Here is a 19787-nt window from a genome sequence, read left to right as displayed (position 1 = left end):
TCTTTATGACAGAAAGGAATGGATGTAACATGACGGAAATCATCCCGCATTGGCTGCAGAAGCAGGCTGATCTTAGTCCAGGGCGTTTAGCTTTGGAGACGCCCGAGGGAACGACAATAACATTCGGTGATTTGCATAAAGCAGTCGATATCCGGGCTCGGAAGCTCACTTCGCTAGGTGTAAAGCAAGGATCCCGGGTCGCTGTGCTGTCCCATAACAGTGTGGAGATGGTGATGCTTGTCCATGCTATGAGCTATATCGGGGCAACATTGATCCTGCTTAATACGAGATTGACAACTGCTGAATGGTCATTCCAGCTGCAGGATAGTGAAGCTGAATTATTGCTCACTGAGGCAAGATTTGAAAAGCAGGCAAAAGATACTGGTGTTCCTTCAGTGACAATCGAAATGCTGCACAACCAGCCTGAAAAGGAGTATACATGCTGCACAGAGCTGCAATTAGATGATGTGTTCACTATCATCTATACTTCCGGCACAACAGGCAATCCGAAAGGCGTCGAGCATACTTATGGCAACCACTGGTGGAGTGCTATAGGGTCTGCCTTGAATCTCGGTCTTTCACAGGAGGATAAATGGCTGTCTCCTCTGCCGATGTTCCATGTAGGTGGATTATCGACCATTTTCAAAAGCGCCATTTACGGGATGCCATTATACGTGACCGAGAGCTTCGATGAAAAAGTCGTACAAACAGCGATCATGGAGCGGGGAGTGACCATCGTTTCTGTTGTGACGGTCATGCTTCAGCGCCTGCTGCGGCTGCAGGAGGAAGACGGCGTCACATATCCCGAGAAATTCCGCTGCATGCTTTTGGGCGGAGGACCTGCTCCGCTCCATTTGCTTGAGGAATCAAAAACGCGTGATATCCCTGTATTCCAATCGTATGGGATGACCGAAACTGCGTCACAAATCGTGACGTTAAGCCCTGAGGATAGTATTCGTAAGTTAGGATCTGCCGGAAAAGCACTAGTTCCTGCCCAGCTGCGCATCATGACCGAGTCCGGGTTTGCCAAGCCGGAAGAGCCCGGGGAAATCCAAGTGAAAGGTCCTATGATTACAAAAGGATATTATCGGAATCCAGACGCAACAGATGGAGCTTTCCGGGAAGGCTGGCTTGCGACAGGAGATATTGGCTACACAGATAAAGAGGGATACTTGTATGTGCTTGACCGGCGGAAAGACCTGATTATTTCCGGTGGTGAAAATATCTATCCTGCAGAAGTGGAAGGTGTTTTGACAAGTCACCCTGGCATAAAAGAGGCAGCTGTCATCGGGAAAGCTGATACGAATTGGGGATCTGTACCAGTAGCATTCCTTGTAAAAAGTGCAGAAGTGAGCGCCGATGAATTACAGGCGTATTGCCAGGAAAAACTGGCCCGCTATAAAATTCCAAAGTACTGGCACTTTGTGGATGAGCTTCCGCGTAACGCCAGTAATAAACTGATGCGCTATAAGCTGCAGCACCTGGTAGATGAGGGGAGTGCGTGATGGAACTTAGAAGCTATCGTCTATTCCGATACACGCTGCCGCTTAAACAGCCTTTCACGACTCATGCTGGTGCATTGCACGAAAGAGAAGGCATCATTGTCGAGCTTCAGGATCATGATGGGCGTTCTGGCTTTGGCGAGGGAGTTGCTTTTGCTGCTCCTTTTTATACGAGTGAAACAGTTTCATCCAGCTGGAGCTTGCTTCAGGAATCCTTACTTCCGTTTTTATTCGCCAATAAGCTAAATCATCCGACAGAAGTTCCGCAGCTGTTTGCCGGCATTGTCGGCAATCAAATGGCAAAGGCTGCTGTCGAAGGAGCGGTATGGGATTTATACGCGAAGCAGCAGGGTAAGAGCCTCGCTTCTTGCATCGGCGGTACAAGGACGAAAGTGAAAGCAGGAGCGGTCATCAGCTTGTCCGATGATCTTGAACAGACTATAGAGATGATACGCAGCCAAGGCTTTGAGCGTGCCAAGCTGAAAGTGACAAAATATAACGAGCGCAAGGCCATTGAGCTGGTCAAGGAAATTGATCCAGAGCTGCCGCTTATGATTGACGGTAATGGGATGTACAAGGAAGAGGATATCCCCTTGCTTGCCGAATTGGACAGTTTGAACTTACAGATGATCGAACAGCCATTTTTGCCTGGAGATGTAATTTTACATCATCGCTTGCAGCAGCGCATGGACACGCCTATTTGTCTTGATGAAACAGTGGAGAGCTTTTCGGATGCGTGGCAGGCTCTTGAAATGGGAGCGTGCCGTACCATCAATATCAAGATAGGCAGGGTAGGAGGCTTGACGGAAGCGATCCGAATTCATGATTTATGCCAGCAAGCTGGCTTAGCGGTCTGGTGCGGCGGAATGGTGGAAACTGGTATATCGAAGGCGCATAATCTGGCGCTTGCCTCCTTGCCTGGATTTTCAATTCCTGGTGATCTGTCTGGATCTGATCGCTATTTCGACCGAGACCTGCTGATAAAGCCGCTGCGAGTGGAACAAGGAAGCATCCAAGTTCCAGATGGACCTGGAATCGGGGTAGAGGTGGATTTGGATTACTTGCTGCACGTGTCCAAAGAGGTATCTGCTGGCGAATAGGTGTCAAAGGGAGCAGATAAGGGTACTTCTATAGTAATGCTGCTTAGAGGAGGAGTACCTAATGTTTATGTACCTGCTGGCAATTGTATTGCCGCCTGTTGCCGTTTTGTTCACGGGCAAGCCATTTAAAGCATTGCTTAATCTAGTATTGACGCTCTTCTTTTTCGTTCCGGGAGCCGTACATGCCGCCCTGGTAGTGAAAGATCATAAAAATAGTAAAAAACAGTATGCTTAAAAAGGCGCCCTCTAACTGGGCGCCTTTCTCTTACTTTTCTACTAAAAATACGTGGTATACTTGAGTTGACAGCTAATAGATGTTACATTCGTAACCATACACGAAGAGAGGGGTTTCTATTTTATGAAACGTATTACAACCCTATGCCTGATGCTGGTACTAGCTATCGTATTGGCTGCATGCGGGAATGATGAGGATAAATCATCTGACAATGCTTCCACAGCTGACCAGGAAGAAGCACAAAAGCAAATGGAAGAAATGCAGAAAAAGATGGAGGAACAGCAAGTAGATCCGGAAGAGACAGTTGCGACTGTTAACGGTACGGAGATTAAAGGCGAAGAGTATAATTCACTTCTTTCTTCTGCTCAACAGCAATCACAGGCAAACGGAGAGGATCCGACAACTGATGATGGTGCGAAGGAACTAAAGGACCAAGTGTTGAAAAGTCTTGTAGGAAATGAACTGCTTTTCCAGGAAGCGGAGAAGAAAAACTACGAGGTTTCTGATAAAGAAGTGGATGAGCAAATGCAATCTGCAAAAGAACAGTTCGAAAATGAAGACAAATTCAAGGAAGCTTTGGAAGCTGCCGGTACAACAGAAGATGAGTACAAACAGCGTTTGAAAGAAGGTTTGCTTGTAAATAAATATGTCGATGAAGAGCTGTCACCAAAAGAAGTGACAGAAGACGATATGAAGACATATTATGAAGAAATGGAAAAACAGGCTAAAGAAAGTGAACAGGAAGACAGCCTGCCAAAATATGATGACATCAAAGATCAGCTGAAAGCAACAATGGAACAGCAGAACCTGCAGACAGTCATGCTTGAAAAAGTGGACGAGCTCGAAAAAGATGCAGATGTGAAATATAATATTTAAAGTGAAAAGGCACCAGGGTATCCTGGTGCCTTTCTTGTTTAGTAAGTTGCAGCTGGTTGATCAGAGATGTCTACTGCGCTATCTGCTTCAGCTGGAATTTCGATGCTGTCTGCTGCATTGTAGTTTTCGTAATTCATATCCATCAATGCATTGACGGTCGCTTCGTCACCGGCTTCTTCCATCTTCATGACCATATCCAATTTGATATTCTTCGGATAATTTGTCTCTTTATCGATGGAGATCGTGTAATTGAACTTATCAAAAGTAAAGTTACCCATGCTCTCGAGGCTTTCGCCTGCTGCACCCATCTGTTCTTCCATAAAACTCATCATCTTATCTTCTGCTACTACAACATCAAGTACATACTCCGTATCCGTTTCGGATACTTTGATACTTTCTGCCAAATCTTTAACTTGCTGGATCTGCTCATCCAAAGGCTGTGCAACCTGATCGGTTCCAAGTGAAGCGCCGATCTCTGATTCAGCATCCATCTTCATCCACATATCGGATGCTGGCTCATACATATAAATCATATTGTCCTGGATGTACATATCGAATTGCTGTCCCATGGAATCCATGCTGAGTTTTGAGGAAAGTGGATCCATCACGATAGTACCGTCTGCTGTTGTAGTCATGGATTGATCCATTCCAGAAGCTTTAACGTCCATATCCATTGTCATATCCATATCATAGCTATTCAAGTTTTCATTGGCTTCGGCGGATTTTTGCAGGATTTCTTCCGGCGTCGGGCCTTTCTTTTCTTTGCCTTCCGCATCTGTAGAAGCGCTGTCTGTTCCGCATCCAGTCAAGAATAGAGCCAGTGCTAATACTAACCAGCCAAGGTGTTTTACCGATTTCATCTAATCCCTCCAAAATAATTTGCTTTTCACGGACCCCGTTACCTTATTACAAACGGAGTATGTCTTATTACAATAGATGTAAAAAATTAGTCCGTATGGAAAGCTTATCAATTCATTACGTATTTTACATGAATTTGCTTCACAATTTCCTACAAAATTCTACATTCAGTAATAAGTAACTACGATTTTTTTGGAAATGATTACAAAAGGGAAGCATAATACCTAGATGAGGAGTGAGACGTCAGCACTAGAGTCAGGTTAAATACTTACTTTAGGGAACAGCAGTTGTTAATACTCACGTCATTATAAAGCTGGCATCTAAACGAAGTCTGGATACATTAGAAGTCAGAGGATGTGTAAGCTGTTATGTCCGGGGTATTTCGAGCTTCGGCAGTATCTGAATCGGTTCCATACGATTGGAGTCTTCCTATGTTATAGCTGATCGATATCAATCGCAGCTGACTCTCCGTCTGCAGAAGCATCTATTACCATCTGTAAATTTATGTATTGTGGCAAGTGAGAGGCTTTATCGATGTAAGCTGCATAGATAAGTTTTCGAAACTTTATATCATCAGCCGAATTGTTTTATTCTGATCCGCTTCTGCTTCACTGGAAGAATCATCTGCACCACAGGATTGGAAATAGTGGTGGCTGACTAGTATAAACAAACTTAGATACCAGTGCTTCTTCAAGAATAACCATCCAATATAATTTTGTTGGCCAGATATTAGAAAGGATTTTGAGTTAAGCGTGTAGTATGTAATTCTTCATCAAGCCATTTGTAATTCATATGTCATTCCCTTTATTTTACAAATTAGGCGCGCATTCTTTTTAGGAACAACACTTTTTCAAATATAGCGTTTGAATACTAAATTGAAGTTAAGTGTCAGATGGCGACAAACAGTATGAAAATCCTACAAACATTCAGGGTTTTAAATGCTTACAGATGAGGAATACCTATAACATGACTACATAAGGAGGACTATTTATGCTTCAACCAACTTGGAAAAAAGCAATAGCTGCAATTATCATGCTCCTAGTCCCATTTACATTCGCGCTATCATACCAAACAGACAATATATCTGCAGTTACAGCTGAAAAAAATGAGACTGTCGAGAAGGCGGAACTGAATAAAGAACAAATAGTACAACTGACAGATGCATTTATGGATAAAGTCACACAGGACATTGATACAAATTACAAAGTTCTAAATTATAGTACTAAGGAAGATTTGCTAAAAAGTTTTGACGAAGTGGCTACTAGAGATGTAAGCGGGCCGATTGTCGATTTCTATTTCACAGAGGAAGCGGATGGCTTGTATATTTTGCCAACGGAGACACCTGCTTGGTTCAATCCTGATAATTCATACAAAGTGGAAACAGACTCCGATAAGTATGTTACAATTACACAAAGCAATACCGATGATTTGCACGGTAACTATACAATCGAGATCAAATTCTTGTATGACGGAGGCTGGAAGATAGCAGCAGTCAAATACTTGTAGGTTTGATGTGAAGAAGGCAGTGGGAAGATGATTACGTTCAGAGATTACTACAATAATGAAGTGAAGATGTCTTTTGCCGATCATCCATTTTCTGATCAGCCTAAACATGTGTGGGTGATTTGCCGATACGGCAGCAAATGGCTGCTCACTCGTCATAAGGATCGGGGATTGGAGTTCCCAGGCGGCAAGGTGGAAAAAGGAGAAACCGCTGAGCACGCTGCTTTGCGGGAGGTAATGGAGGAGACTGGCGGTGTGGTTCAGCAGCTGAAGTATGTCGGTCAGTACTTTGTAGCTGGCAAGGCTGGACATATCGTAAAGAATGTCTATTATGCCATCATCTCGGAACTGAAAAAGAAATCCAATTACTTGGAAACATATGGACCAGTACTGGTCGAGAAGTTCCCTTCCCATCTGGCACAGCATGCAGAATACAGCTTCATGATGAAAGATAAGGTGCTGCCTAGTGCATTGCACCATATAGATAAGTTTGAAAAGACAATGTAAAAGAACTGCCCCGATTGTGGGGCAGTTCTTTTTATCTGTATAGCGGTCCCGCTTGACGGACAGCTTCATCAATGAAATCGAATTTAGCAAAATTTTGATGGAATTTTACTGCAAGTTCTTGTGCCTTCGCTTTGTAAGCAGCTTTATCTTCCCATGCATTTTCCGGCATCAGCAGCTCTGCTGGTACATTTGCAATAGAAACAGGAACATGCAGGCCGAAGATCGGATCTTGCGTAGTCTCTGTATCATGCAGTTCTCCGCTGAGAGCAGCCTGAACCATCGCTCTTGTAAAGGCAAGCTTCATTCGGGAACCGGAGTGATAATCTCCACCCGTCCAGCCGGTATTGACTAGATATACCTCAGCTTGATGCTCACTGATTTTTTCTCCGAGCATATCAGCATAAACAGAAGGTGCCAGCGGCAGGAATGGAGCACCAAAGCAAGTCGAGAATGTTGCTTCAGGTTCTGTGACGCCTCGCTCTGTTCCGGCAAGCTTGCTCGTATAGCCGCTAAGGAAGTGATACATTGCCTGTTCAGTTGTCAGTTTACTGATTGGCGGCAGGACGCCGGTCGCATCTGCTGTCAGGAAGACGATTGTCTTTGGATGACCTGCCAAGCTCTTCGGCAGGCTGCCCTTGATGTAGTCAATCGGGTAAGCTGCACGTGTGTTTTCCGTAACAGATCCATCTTCATAATCACAAACACCAGCTTCATCAACTGCTACATTTTCAAGAATCGTACCAAATTTGATGGCACCATGAATTTCCGGCTCTTTTTCAGCGGAAAGATTGATGCACTTAGCGTAACAGCCGCCTTCGATATTGAAGATACCATCAGGTGACCAGCCGTGTTCGTCATCCCCGATCAAAGGTCTGTTCGGATCAGCTGATAGTGTCGTCTTACCTGTTCCGGATAAACCGAAGAAGAGGGCTGTATCACCATCCGGTCCGACGTTGGCAGAGCAGTGCATCGGAAGGATCTCCTGCTGCGGCAGGAGAAAATTCATTACGGAGAAAATGGATTTCTTCATTTCCCCAGCATATTCTGTACCGCCTATCACGATTACGCGCTGTTTGAAAGAGACGATTACAAATGCTTCTGAATTAGTGCCATCGACTAGCGGATCTGCTTTCACACCAGGAGCAGAGATGACAGTGAATGCAGGTTTATGTGCAGCCAGCTCTTCTTCATTAGGCCGGATGAACAATTGGTGGGCAAACAGGTTATGCCAAGCGTATTCATTGATTACCTGTATCGGAAGGTGGTAGCGTTCATCAGCTCCGGCAAAGCCTTGGAATGAGAAAACTTCTTCCTGTGCCTGCAGGTAGTCAACGACTTTACCTAATAAGTGTTCAAATATTTCTTCGCTGATAGGCTGGTTGACTTTTCCCCAATCCACTTTGTTTTCGGAAAGCTCGTCTTTGACGATGAATTTATCTTTTGGTGAGCGGCCGGTATATTTTCCTGTCGCAGCCCGCAGAGCACCAGTTTTTGTCAGACGTGCTTCCTGGCGGGACAATGCCGCCTCCGTCAGCTGAGCCGCGGATAGGTTTTTTCTTACATTGGATTGGGAGCGCATTTCTTCTAACGCTGTTAACGCGTGCATCATTCGCATCTGGATCCCGCCTTTTTTTAATTTTTGATTAGTATAACACATTAAAATATTAATACATACTATTTAAAAATGCAATCAATAAGTGCATGCTTTATTGATTAATAATTCCGAGGTTTTTAGTTGGTATTAACATGATTTTGTTGACTTCTGTAGGCTGTTCCGATAACATAGTTGCGAACGGAAAACACTCTTATTCAGAGTAGGCGGAGGGACAGGCCCTAAGAAACCCGGCAACCGTCACATTTGTGAAATGGTGCTCAACCTGAGCAAGGGATACCTTGAACGATAAGAGAGGGAATAAGCCATCCTTCTGTTATGATGGAAGGTTTTTTTTATGTAACGGCTTAATAACAGAAAAAGAGCAATACTATTGGTAGTGCTCTTTCAACCTTCACCCATTATCAAGTTTCTTAATAACATACTTGGAAAGAGTAAAACTTCCGTATTAATCGTAGTTGAAGGGGGATTTGGCAGAATGACTGCTAATCGTCGATTATTTACCTCAGAATCCGTTACTGAAGGCCATCCGGATAAAATCTGTGACCAGATTTCGGATGCTATATTAGATGAAATACTAGCTAAGGATCCGAATGCCCGTGTTGCTTGTGAGACGACTGTTACGACAGGTCTTGTACTTGTTGCAGGTGAAATCACAACAAGTGCTTATGTTGATATCCAAAGTATCGTCCGTAAAACAATCAAGGAAATTGGTTATACACGTGCGAAATATGGCTTTGATGCTGATACATGTGCTGTATTGACAGCAATCGATGAGCAATCTCCTGATATCGCAGGCGGTGTCGATCAGGCGCTTGAGGCTCGTGAAGGGCTGATGACGGACGAAGAAATCGATGCAATCGGCGCAGGTGACCAAGGCTTGATGTTTGGCTATGCAAGCAATGAAACACCAGAATACATGCCTCTGCCAATTTCACTGGCGCACCGTCTATCCAAGCAATTGGCGAAGATACGGAAAGATGAAACTGTGGATTACTTGCGCCCGGATGGGAAAACACAAGTAACAGTAGAATATGATGAAAACGATCAGCCAGTACGTATTGATACGATTGTCATCTCCACGCAGCATCATCCGGAAGTAGAGCAAGCTCAGATTCATACTGATTTGAAAGAGCTTGTTATCAAACCTGTTGTTCCAGCTGAATTGCTGGACGAAAATACGAAATACATCATCAACCCGACAGGTCGTTTCGTTATCGGCGGGCCGCAAGGTGATGCAGGTCTGACTGGCCGTAAAATCATCGTTGATACGTATGGCGGCTATGCTCGTCACGGCGGCGGAGCATTCAGCGGAAAAGATGCTACGAAAGTGGACCGTTCCGGTGCTTATGCAGCACGTTATGTGGCGAAGAACATTGTTGCAGCAGGTCTTGCTGATAAATGTGAAGTACAGCTTGCTTATGCAATCGGTGTTGCTGAACCAGTTTCCATCAGTATCGATACTTTCGGAACAAGCAAACAATCCGAAGAGGCATTGGTAAAAGCAGTACGCGATCTATTCGATCTTCGTCCTGCCGGCATCATCAAAATGCTGAACCTGCGTCAGCCAATCTACAAAGATACAGCTGCATACGGTCACTTCGGACGTACAGATAAAAACTTCCCTTGGGAGCAGACTGACAAAGCAGTACAGCTGGAAAGCTATACATTTGCATAATCTGCTTGAAAGGCAAGAGCGATAATTACGCTCTTGCTTTTTTTTGTGTCGGCGCCCATAATCTTCCTTCAAGAACCGAATTGTTTTATGCTATAATTAATGGCTAGAAGTAATGAAAGAGAGGCTAATAAGTAATGTGTGGTTTGATTGGCGTAATTAGAAAGAACGTAAAACAACTAACGCAAGCTGATAAGGATAAATTCAAACAACAGAACAACATCATCACGCACCGCGGTCCGGATGATGAAGGATATTACCATGACGAGCATGTATCATTCGGTTTCCGCCGCTTGAGTATTATTGATATCGAGGCTGGTGTTCAGCCATTAAGCTATGACGACGAAAAAATCTGGATGGTCTTCAACGGAGAAATCTACAACTACGTAGAGCTTCGTGAAGAATTGCTGAAAAAAGGCGCAGAGTTCAAAACTGAATCCGATACCGAGGTCATCGCTGCGATGTACCATACATACGGAACGGAAGCATTTAAAGAGCTTCGCGGTATGTTCAGCATCTTGCTATGGGATAAAGAAAAGAAAACACTTTTCGGAGCACGTGATCCATTCGGCATCAAACCGCTCTTTTATAAGGAGACAGAAGATGAGATTTTCTTCGCTTCTGAGAAGAAGAGCATCACACTTCTGGAAGAATCAGAAACAGTTGATACCGAAGCGCTGCAGCATTATTTGAGCTACCAGTATGTACCGGAGCCATTCACGATGACAGAAGGTATCAAGAAAGTGGAGCCTGGTCATTACTTCGTGAAGCGTGAAGGTGAACCGATAGAATTCCATCGATACTGGCATGCGACATTCTCGCCGAAGATCATGGACAAGCAAGCTTGGATCACGCGTATCCAGGATGTTCTTCATGATTCTGTGAGCAAGCATATGCGAAGTGATGTGCCGGTCGGTTCCTTCCTTTCCGGCGGAATTGATTCCAGCATCATTGTAGCCATTGCGAAGCAATTTAATCCGAATTTGAAAACATTCTCTGTAGGTTTTGAACGGGAAGGATTCTCCGAAGTTGATGTCGCGAAAGAAACGGCTGAAAAACTCGGAGTAGAAAACTATTCCCATATCATCACACCAGAAGAATATTTAGAGAAACTTCCGAAAATCATGTGGCATATGGATGATCCATTGGCTGATCCATCCGCTGTGGCCCTTTATTTTGTGGCAAGAGAAGCTAGCAAACATGTAACGGTTGTACTTTCTGGTGAAGGTTCCGATGAGCTATTCGGCGGTTACAATATTTACCGTGAGCCAGAATCCTTGCGCATGTTCGACAGCATTCCTGGACCTGCAAAAGCTTTGCTTGCAAGAGTGGCCAAAATCTTGCCAGAAGGTGTACGCGGTAAGAGCTTCCTAGAGCGTGGTACAATACCATTGAAGGATCGCTATATCGGAAATGCTAAAATGTTTGAAGATGCAGACAAGCAGAAGCTATTGAAAACATACAATGATGCAATTCATTATCAACAGATCACTGCCCCATTGTATGCGAATGTGAAAAACGAATCCCTTGTCGATCAGATGCAGTATATCGACATTCATACATGGATGCGCGGAGACATCCTATTGAAAGCGGATAAGATGACAATGGCACATTCACTTGAGCTTCGCGTACCATTCCTGGATAAAGAAGTATTCCGTGTTGCCCGTGAGATTCCGGAAGATCTGAAAATCGCTAACAACACAACAAAGAGCTTGCTTCGTGAAGCAGTAGAAGGCATTGTGCCGGATCATGTTTTACATCGTAAAAAACTTGGTTTCCCAGTACCAATGCGCCACTGGCTGAAAAACGAATTGAATGGCTGGGCGAAGACGCTCATCTATGAAAGCCAAACAGATCATCTTTTGCATAAGGACTATATCTTGAATCTGTTGGATGCACATTGTCAAGGCAAGGGAGACTACAGCCGTAAAATTTGGACTGTACTTGCCTTCATGCTATGGCACCAGATTTATGTTGAACGTAAGTATGACTTTGCGGAGTTCCAAAAAGTCGACAGAGTGGAAAGCAAGCTGCAGACCACATAATAAAAAAGCCGTTCCTGTGAAAGGGGCGGCTTTTTTTATGTTGTTTCTTTATACTGTTTACTTTTCTTGATATATTCCATTCGTATGCGCTCCATATCTTTGTAATCGGTTTCGGTCAAATCACGAATGACTTTAGCAGGTCTGCCGAATGCGAGCTTGCCGGAAGGAATCGTTTTGCCAGGAGGCACGAGTGACCCCGCACCTACATATGCGCCATCCTCGATGATCGCACCATCAAGGACGAGTGAGCCCATGCCTACAAGGGAATTTTTCCCTATTGTGCAAGAATGCAGCGTAACTTGATGACCAATCGTGGCTCCTTCCTTTATAATAAGAGGAAGGTCAGGGCTTTGATGAAGGACGCAAAGATCTTGGACATTGGCGCCTTCACCGATCACAACTGGAGCAACGTCTCCGCGTATAACTGTCTTAAACCATATACTGGCATCTTTTTCAATCGTAACTTCCCCTGTAATAACAGCATCAGGGGCAACATAAGCATCTTTGTGAACATGTGGACGTTTCTTGTCGTATTCGTATATCATTTGAATACTCCCTTCGTTTATGTTCTTATAGAATTAATAGATTTTTTGGAATGAAGACAATCCCGGATTCGAGGAGCGAAATCACATTATGACCCAACAAATACCAAAGTCATCGGTTTTACTTATGCATCAAGTATATCGGAAAATATTCCCGGAAGTACATAAAGAATTGGAACTATGGACACAGAGGGCAGAAGCGATACCGGATCCGGAACTGCGAAAGCAGGCGCTGGAGAGTATTCGGACCAAACGCTTCCATTGCCAGGGCGGAGCGGTGTACAGTCTGCTTGCTGGTGATGCTTGGAAGCAGGCAATCAAGTTCATTATTGCCTATCAGACTATCAGTGACTATCTCGATAATTTATGTGATCGCAGTACTTCACTCGATCCAGACGATTTTCGCCTGCTGCATCAATCAATGCTGGATGCATTGCAGCCAGGTGAAAAGCTGAAGGATTATTATGCATTGCGTGATGAAAAAGAAGACGGTGGATACTTGCACTCGCTTGTTTTCACGTGTCAGACTATCCTCGGCAAACAGCCCAATCTGCAAGTTCTGCAGCCGTATTTGCTGAAACTTTCTGGATTATACGGCGATTTGCAAGTGCACAAGCACGTAGCGAAGGAAGAGCGGATTGAAAGACTGACAAACTGGTTTGCCCTGCATCAAGAGGAACACCGGGATCTTACGTGGTATGAATTCTCGGCATGCAGCGGGTCGACACTCGGTATCTTCTGCTTTGTATCTTATGGAATGGGGATGGAAATCGACCAGCAATTGGCTGATGATATCTATCAAAGCTATTTTCCATATATGCAAGGACTTCACATTCTGCTGGATTACTATATTGATCAGATGGAGGATGAAGAGGAAGGCGATCTGAATTTCTGCCATTATTACCGAGACTCGGAGGAAATGAAGGAAAGACTCCTATACTTCATAGAACGGACGAACGAAAGTGTCCAGCGTCTACCGCATGCGTCATTCCATGAGATGGTCCATCACGGGCTTGTCGGACTGTACTTGGCAGATCGCAAAGTGAGTCTGCTTTCGGATAGTAAAGAGATGATCAAAACATTGCTCAAGGCAAGCGGCAACAAATCGAAGTTTTTCCATTTGAATATCAAGGCATACAATAAAATGAAAGAAGCGCGTACCCCGATTGGCTAGGGGCTCGCGCTTCTTTCATTTTTTCTCTCTGATGAACGGCTGCCAAAAACACATGAGCAGGTCGAACAACAGGAATTTCTGTACATACTCCGTTAACCGTTAAAATATTCTAAGATCATTTCTAATCCCCATTATATCAGGATGACACCATTCGGAAATTGCATTGTAACTGTGATAGGTGTATCTCGATCTGCTTCCATACCATCTCCCGGTGACAGTGCATGTAAATTTCAAAAAACATGTTGATAAATTAAACAACGGTATATATAATGAATTTATGAAAGCGTTATAAAAATGAATGGTGTTTAAATATTAAACATTAGATGTTTGAATGGAGCAGTATTAGCGGAATTTAAATAATAATGCCAGTGCTAGTGACACTATACTCCATTGCATTCATAAAAAGTGAAGGAAATGAGGTAATGACAATGCAAACGACAATGCAAAAGTTATATAAATTTCAAACAGCAGACCATATTATTGCCGGACCAAATTCTCTTGGTGATTTAGGAGAGCAACTTCATTTAGTAGGCACAAAAATACAGTCGGCTTTAATTATTACACAGCCACCAATGAAAGATTTAGGGTTTGTAGATCAAATAACAAACCAACTATCAGCAAAGGGTATAAAGGCGGAAGTTAATACGAACATCCTTCCTGAACCAACAGTTGAAAACATCGAAGAAGTATTTCAAAGTACATCCACTGAAAATTACGACGTATTAATTGGTATTGGAGGAGGTAGCGTTCTTGATACCACTAAAATTCTATCTGTATTAAGAACGAATGATAAATCAGTCCGTGAACTATTAGGAACAGATTTAGTTGAAAAACCTGGTACTCCAACAGTGTTAATCCCCACTACTTCAGGTACAGGAGCTGAAGTAACGCCAAATGCAATAGTTACATTGCCTGATGAAGAATTAAAAGTCGGAATAGTAAGCAAGCATCTTCTGCCGAACATTGTAATCCTTGATCCACTTTTAACTTTAGGGTTACCAAAGCCTATTACAGCTGCAACAGGAATGGATGCGTTTACCCATTCACTGGAATCATTTATCTCAAACAAAGCAAACTTAATCAGTGACATGGTTGCGTTAGAATCTATTCGCCTTATCTCGGCAAGTATCGTTGAAGCCTATCAAAATGGACAGTCTGTTGAAGCGAGAGAAAAAATGCTTGTTGGTTCTATGTATGGCGGGATGGCCCTGACGGCAGCGGGTACAGCAGCTGTACATGCACTGGCTTATCCATTGGGAGGAAAGTTCAAAATTCCTCATGGTGTAGCAAATTCAATGCTTTTACCTCATGTCATGGAATTTAATATGGATAGCATTATAGATCGATTGTACCTTGTAGCTGAACCAATGGACATTGAAATTCAAGGACTTTCAAAAGAAGAAGTGGCTCAAAATGTAGTGGACCGTATTGTAGAATGGACGAACATACTGGAAATTCCACAAAACTTGAAGGAATATGGCGTAACAGAAGAAGATATCCCGGAATTAGCTATTTCGGCTTCTAAAGTCACACGTTTGTTGGATAACAATCCAAAGGATGTAAGTGTAGAGGATATGGAAGCGATTTATCGCAAATTATTAGTTTAGTTGTTACTATAGCTTTCAGCATGGCTAAGAGAAAGTCATGTTGACAGGCCGAGTATGAAGTTCGTGGGAGGGAATATGATGAAGCCGATTATAGGGATTACCATGGGAGATGCCGCAGGTGTAGGTCCTGAAATTATTGTAAAAGCCTTGAGCCATACAGCTGTTTACGAAATATGCAGACCAATTGTGATCGGTGATGCGAAAATAATTGAAAGAGCCATCCGCATCACACAATCTCCATTAACCGTTGAGACTGTTTCATCTGTCTCAGATAGTAAATTTGAATTTGGCAGAATCGATTGTATTGATTTGGATTTATTGCCAGCTGATTTACCTTTTGGAGAGTTATCCCCAAAAGCAGGAGATGCTGCCTTCCAATATTTGAAAAAGGCAGTTGAGTTAGCTAAAAAGAAGGAGATTCAATCAATCTGTACCGCGCCATTAAATAAAGAAGCCCTTCACAAAGGAGGACATCTATATCCAGGACATACTGAAATTCTTGCAGAGTTAACGGAAACAGCTGATTATTCCATGATGTTATCTTCGCCAAAACTAAAAGTCATCCATTTAACCACACACGTTGGCTTGATTAAAGCAGTAGAGTCTATCACGCCAGAACGTACGTATAAGGTTGTAAAGCTTGCTCACGAAACGTTGACACGTGCAGGATATACAAATCCAAGCATCGCGGTTTGCGGAATTAATCCACACGCGGGTGAAAATGGGTTGTTTGGTGAAGGGGAAGAAGAAGAAAAACTAGTTCCTGGAATACAGGAAGCATTTTCTGAAGGCATAAATGTAAGCGGTCCGCATCCTGCAGACACTGTGTTTTTCCGAGCAGTTCGTGGTGATTTTGATCTGATCGTTGCCTGTTATCATGATCAAGGCCATGTTCCGATAAAGGTCTTAGGCTTGGAAGAGGGGGTCAATATCACGGTTGGTTTAAATGGCGGTGTTATTCGTACCTCTGTAGACCATGGTACTGCATTTGATATTGCCGGGAAAAATATTGCAGATGAAAGAAGTATGCTTGCAGCTATCCAATCGGCAGCTGACTTGTCTCCAAAGGAAGTTTTGAAATAAAAATTAAAATAGTCATTATGCAAAATGGGTGCTTGATCCCCAAAAATCTCAGTATGGGTGTCGAACCTAGAATCTTACTCAAGAAGTTTTCAAAGAAGCTTATGTGAAAAATGTAACCCCTTCTCTGGGGAAGAAGATAGCTCATAACGTTAATGCAGAAACGAGTGAATTGCGTGATTTTCGATGTAATAGAGAATTTGGATGAGTATAAATCCTTAAATCCAAAAATCGACAACGGTTTAAAGAAATTCAAAGAAGCAGAGATAGATTATAATAAGCGATTTGATTTTGATGGAGGCTATTTGTTCTTTCAGGAAGGATCTACGACTCCCATAGATGAAGGGACATTTGAAGCTCATAAAAAATATATCGATATTCAAATTGTATTGGATGGATCGGAATATCGGAATATGTAGCATGGGCACCCATTGATCAATTAGCAGTAGATGTTACATACAATGCCGAAAAAGATGTCGTTCGATTAAACGGCAGTCCGAAAATGACTATGAAAATCAATAAAGGCATGGCCTACATTTGTCTGCCTCACGATGGACATAAATCTCTAAAACATATAGATAAAGCGACGAGTTATAAAAAAGCAGTTATTAAAATCGAAATTTAAATAGAAAGATAAGGTGAATAGTATGAGTAATAAAATAGTAATTAACGAGTCAATTCCAAACGGTAAATTATATCATGATGCATATACAAATATTGATTTTTCTTTGATTCCATCTGGACCATTTTCAACTGCACATGCACCGACTGTTACAAAGTTGGAAAATGGTGATTTGCTATGTGCATGGTTTGCTGGTTCATTTGAAGGCAGCCCGGATATTTCAATTGTATTATCTAAATTCGATCATCTCTCCCAAGAGTGGAACGAACCGAAAATCATCTCACAGGACGATACGCGCAGTGAGCAAAACCCATCATTCTTCCATGCACCTGATAATTCCGTTTGGTTGATCTATACTTCCCAGGAAGGCAGACAGCCAGACAAAGATAATATGCAATTCACTTCCATTATTAAGTATCAAAAAACAAGTGACAATGGTGAAAGTTGGTCCGAGCCAGAAGTGTTGTTCAACCAGCAAGGTACTTTTGCACGACAAGCTATTCAAGTATTAAGTAATGGCAGATGGATTTTCAGCACGTGGGTATGTGAAGATTCCGAATTTGGTCTAACGAATGATCCCACAGTAATGCATGTGTCGGACGATGAAGGACTAACTTGGAAGGAAGTACGTATGCCTGATAGTAATGGACGAGTACATGCCAACGTCATAGAATTGGAGAATGGTCATCTAGTGGCATTTATGAGAAGCAGATTCGCAGATTATATATATAGAAGTGAGTCGACCGATTATGGAGATTCTTGGACAGCTCCCGAGCCAACAACCTTGCCAAATAACAATTCAAGTGTAAGCGCAATCAAATTGGATAACGGTGCAATTGCGATTGCATATAACGCTAATTCAGCTAATAACCCTGAAAAAGGCAAAGTAGCTTGGCCTGGATTAAGAAACCCTGTCGTAGTTTCAGTGTCGGAGGATGCAGGTAAAACTTGGCCGATTGGCCGGATTATTGAACACGCTGAAGGTTTCATTGGAGTGGAGAATAAAACGAACAATTCACAGTTCGAATATCCAACTATTTATCAAGATCCGCAAGGGTATCTACACCTAGTCTACGCGTATAAGAATAGAATGTGTGTAAAATATAATGGTTTTACAGTTGAGGACATTTATGGCGCAAAGCGCGAATACGAAGGGGTCTACAACCCAACTTCTGGAGAAATAAGCTAAGTAGAAAGGCGAGATGAATCTACCAACAAATGAATAGAGTGTGGAGCGACACATAGCGGCTGACTCCTAATACTCTAGCATCGGTGTGCTGCGTTTGCATAGCAGCCGCAGCACACTTTCATGCAACGCTGTCGCATATAGTTTAAACACATTGTTAGTAAAGGTGCGCAGTTTGATTGCAGCAGAGCAATCTGAGACATCGGTTTAACATGCTCCTATATAAAATTATCCGTTGGAGCGCCATATAATGTAACCGCTTCACCGGAAAGGATTAGCTCGGGATTATTAGGGAGTATGATGTACAACCCATAGAAGACTCTAGGAAGTCTTCAGATGACGGCAAAGTGTCATCGCTTAAGAGAGGAGTAACAAAAATGACAATGGATATGTATCTTGCACTTGGTATCTTGGTGCTGATGATTGTGATGATCATGTCAGATAAGTTTGCCTTCGGCGCACCACCACTCATAGCTTCCCTTTTGCTTGTAGTGACAGGTCTGGCCACAGTTCCCGAGGCTTTCGCCGGCTTTGTAAACTCAAGCGTTATCATGGTCGCCGGCTTTATGGTTGTCATGGCGGGACTAATGAAGACGAGTGTAATTGGTAAGGTTCAAAGTTCTATGCTTGCTTTGGTGAATAAGGGAGGATACAAAAGTTATGCTCTTTTGATTGTAGTGGTTATGTTTGGTGCCAGTTTAGCTGGACCTGGTTCCACTGGATACTACGTGCTTATTTTATCTTTGATATCTACTATCCCTTACAATAAAAAAATGCCTACGTCTAAATTAATGATGCCTTTGGGATTTGCGACTAACCATCCTTTGATTCCTTTTAATGTGGCGCTGTTTTATGGTGTTACTGTCAGTGTACTAGAAACAGCTGGATTTACCGGCGGGCTTTCTATGTCTAAGTTTGCAGTGGTGAATTTCATCTTGACCCTTGGTTTCTTGGCATGGGCTTTGGTTGCTTATCGTCTACTGCCGGATCATCCGATTTCGGAAGATTCTGGATTTGATGAGGTGGCAGTTGCTTCTGAGATCAATACCATGCCTCAATGGAAAGAATACGCTACGATAGCAGCTTTTGTCTTAAGTGTAGCAGGCATGATGCTCATGAATTTGTTTGGCGAAGCGGCTTATGTAATACCTGGCCTGGCTGGGGCATTCTTGCTGATAATTAATGTACTTGACTTCAAGGAAGTTCGAGATAATATGGGTGCACCCGTCATCCTGTTAATGGCTGGTGTTATAGGGGTTGCCAATGCGTTGGCTGAGACTGGATTCACAGCTATGGTAGGAGACTACGTGGCAAATTCATTAGGGACTAATATCAGTCCATTCATGCTGATCTTCATTTTTGCTCTTTTAACTAGTACATGTGCTACGTTTACTGGTTCAAATATGGGTTCTGTATATATCTTTGCACCGATCGCTATTGCAACAAGCCTGAGTTTGGGTCTTGATCCAACTGCTGCAGCAGTTGCAGTTGTAATATCTGCATGGAACGGCGGCTACATGCCAGTCGATGGTATGCCTGCTATGATCTTAGGTATGGGTAAGTATAAGCTGCCGCAGTTCTGGCTGTTCTCCGTTCCTATGTATGTGATTCGAATTTTCGCGCTAAGTGTTGGTGCGATGATTATGTTCCCTGTAAGTTGATT

General features: G+C 43.0%; 19 protein-coding genes and 1 riboswitch. Of the genes, 15 read left to right on the top strand and 4 right to left on the bottom strand.

What is annotated here, in order from left to right; genetic code table 11:
• The first annotated feature begins 29 nt into the window (after positions 1-29).
• The 4 genes from ABXS78_RS12240 to ABXS78_RS12225 all read left to right on the top strand — a co-directional run bounded on the left by ABXS78_RS12240 (position 30) and on the right by ABXS78_RS12225 (position 3713).
• Complete coding sequence (locus ABXS78_RS12240) at positions 30-1505, top strand: o-succinylbenzoate--CoA ligase (protein WP_366247448.1); 1476 nt, start codon at positions 30-32, stop codon at positions 1503-1505.
• Positions 1505-2602 carry an o-succinylbenzoate synthase gene (gene menC / locus ABXS78_RS12235; RefSeq protein WP_366247447.1) on the top strand — a complete coding sequence of 366 codons (1098 nt, stop codon included), beginning with the start codon at positions 1505-1507 and terminating at the stop codon, positions 2600-2602. Before ABXS78_RS12240 ends, menC begins: the two co-directional genes overlap by 1 nt.
• Before the next feature lie 67 nt (positions 2603-2669).
• A complete protein-coding gene (locus tag ABXS78_RS12230; RefSeq protein WP_366249938.1) occupies positions 2670-2837 on the top strand; it encodes a YqaE/Pmp3 family membrane protein in 168 nt (55 codons plus the stop codon).
• Between the two features lie 123 nt (positions 2838-2960).
• On the top strand, positions 2961-3713 hold the full coding sequence (locus ABXS78_RS12225) for a SurA N-terminal domain-containing protein (protein ID WP_366247446.1): 753 nt from the start codon (positions 2961-2963) through the stop codon (positions 3711-3713).
• Between the two features lie 38 nt (positions 3714-3751).
• Here the strand turns inward: ABXS78_RS12225 and ABXS78_RS12220 are convergent, their stop codons facing one another.
• Both ABXS78_RS12220 and ABXS78_RS12215 read right to left on the bottom strand, forming a co-directional pair.
• A complete protein-coding gene (locus tag ABXS78_RS12220; protein ID WP_366247445.1) occupies positions 3752-4573 on the bottom strand; it encodes a DUF6612 family protein in 822 nt (273 codons plus the stop codon).
• 563 nt (positions 4574-5136) lie between these two features.
• The gene (locus ABXS78_RS12215) at positions 5137-5265 is read right to left on the bottom strand and encodes a hypothetical protein (RefSeq protein ID WP_366247444.1); all 129 of its coding nucleotides are present in this window, start codon (positions 5263-5265) and stop codon (positions 5137-5139) included.
• Positions 5266-5561: 296 nt separating this feature from the next.
• Here ABXS78_RS12215 and ABXS78_RS12210 point away from each other — a divergent pair, with 296 nt between their 5' ends.
• Together ABXS78_RS12210 and ytkD are read left to right on the top strand one after the other, a co-directional pair.
• Entirely contained in the window at positions 5562-6077 is a 516-nt protein-coding gene (locus tag ABXS78_RS12210; protein WP_095224285.1) for a hypothetical protein, read from the top strand.
• A gap of 27 nt (positions 6078-6104) precedes the next feature.
• Positions 6105-6581 carry an RNA deprotection pyrophosphohydrolase gene (ytkD, locus tag ABXS78_RS12205; protein ID WP_095224284.1) on the top strand — a complete coding sequence of 159 codons (477 nt, stop codon included), beginning with the start codon at positions 6105-6107 and terminating at the stop codon, positions 6579-6581.
• 31 nt (positions 6582-6612) lie between these two features.
• Here the strand turns inward: ytkD and pckA are convergent, their stop codons facing one another.
• On the bottom strand, positions 6613-8187 hold the full coding sequence (gene pckA / locus ABXS78_RS12200; protein ID WP_366249937.1) for a phosphoenolpyruvate carboxykinase (ATP): 1575 nt from the start codon (positions 8185-8187) through the stop codon (positions 6613-6615).
• 196 nt (positions 8188-8383) lie between these two features.
• Positions 8384-8488, top strand: a riboswitch (SAM riboswitch).
• A gap of 183 nt (positions 8489-8671) precedes the next feature.
• Here pckA and metK point away from each other — a divergent pair.
• Together metK and asnB are read left to right on the top strand one after the other, a co-directional pair.
• The gene (gene metK / locus ABXS78_RS12195) at positions 8672-9871 is read left to right on the top strand and encodes a methionine adenosyltransferase (RefSeq protein ID WP_366247443.1); all 1200 of its coding nucleotides are present in this window, start codon (positions 8672-8674) and stop codon (positions 9869-9871) included.
• 134 nt (positions 9872-10005) lie between these two features.
• A complete protein-coding gene (gene asnB, locus ABXS78_RS12190; protein WP_366247442.1) occupies positions 10006-11913 on the top strand; it encodes an asparagine synthase (glutamine-hydrolyzing) in 1908 nt (635 codons plus the stop codon).
• Between the two features lie 35 nt (positions 11914-11948).
• Here the strand turns inward: asnB and ABXS78_RS12185 are convergent, their stop codons facing one another.
• On the bottom strand, positions 11949-12458 hold the full coding sequence (locus ABXS78_RS12185; RefSeq protein WP_366247441.1) for a gamma carbonic anhydrase family protein: 510 nt from the start codon (positions 12456-12458) through the stop codon (positions 11949-11951).
• A gap of 88 nt (positions 12459-12546) precedes the next feature.
• Between ABXS78_RS12185 and ABXS78_RS12180 the strand changes: the two genes are divergently transcribed.
• The 7 genes from ABXS78_RS12180 (at position 12547) to ABXS78_RS12150 (ending at position 19785) form a co-directional block, all read left to right on the top strand.
• Positions 12547-13629, top strand: a complete 1083-nt coding sequence (locus ABXS78_RS12180; protein WP_095224279.1) for a tetraprenyl-beta-curcumene synthase family protein — start codon at positions 12547-12549, stop codon at positions 13627-13629.
• Between the two features lie 440 nt (positions 13630-14069).
• Positions 14070-15236 carry an iron-containing alcohol dehydrogenase gene (locus tag ABXS78_RS12175; protein ID WP_366249936.1) on the top strand — a complete coding sequence of 389 codons (1167 nt, stop codon included), beginning with the start codon at positions 14070-14072 and terminating at the stop codon, positions 15234-15236.
• Between the two features lie 78 nt (positions 15237-15314).
• Positions 15315-16319 (top strand): 4-hydroxythreonine-4-phosphate dehydrogenase PdxA, encoded by a 1005-nt coding sequence (gene pdxA / locus ABXS78_RS12170; RefSeq protein WP_366249935.1) that lies wholly within the window; start codon positions 15315-15317, stop codon positions 16317-16319.
• A 173-nt stretch (positions 16320-16492) separates the two neighbouring features.
• Positions 16493-16735 carry a YhcH/YjgK/YiaL family protein gene (locus ABXS78_RS12165; RefSeq protein WP_366247440.1) on the top strand — a complete coding sequence of 81 codons (243 nt, stop codon included), beginning with the start codon at positions 16493-16495 and terminating at the stop codon, positions 16733-16735.
• Entirely contained in the window at positions 16684-16941 is a 258-nt protein-coding gene (locus tag ABXS78_RS12160; RefSeq protein WP_366249934.1) for a YhcH/YjgK/YiaL family protein, read from the top strand. The genes ABXS78_RS12165 and ABXS78_RS12160 overlap by 52 nt, the downstream gene beginning before the upstream one ends.
• 22 nt (positions 16942-16963) lie before the next feature.
• Positions 16964-18127 carry a sialidase family protein gene (locus ABXS78_RS12155; protein WP_366247439.1) on the top strand — a complete coding sequence of 388 codons (1164 nt, stop codon included), beginning with the start codon at positions 16964-16966 and terminating at the stop codon, positions 18125-18127.
• Between the two features lie 374 nt (positions 18128-18501).
• On the top strand, positions 18502-19785 hold the full coding sequence (locus ABXS78_RS12150; RefSeq protein ID WP_095224275.1) for an SLC13 family permease: 1284 nt from the start codon (positions 18502-18504) through the stop codon (positions 19783-19785).
• The last annotated feature ends 2 nt before the right edge of the window (positions 19786-19787 follow it).

The organism is Terribacillus aidingensis (assembly GCF_040703035.1).
Lineage (GTDB): Bacteria > Bacillota > Bacilli > Bacillales > Amphibacillaceae > Terribacillus.
The sequence above is the reverse complement of the archived record's forward strand: the minus strand, read 5'-3'. Positions and strand labels throughout refer to the sequence as shown.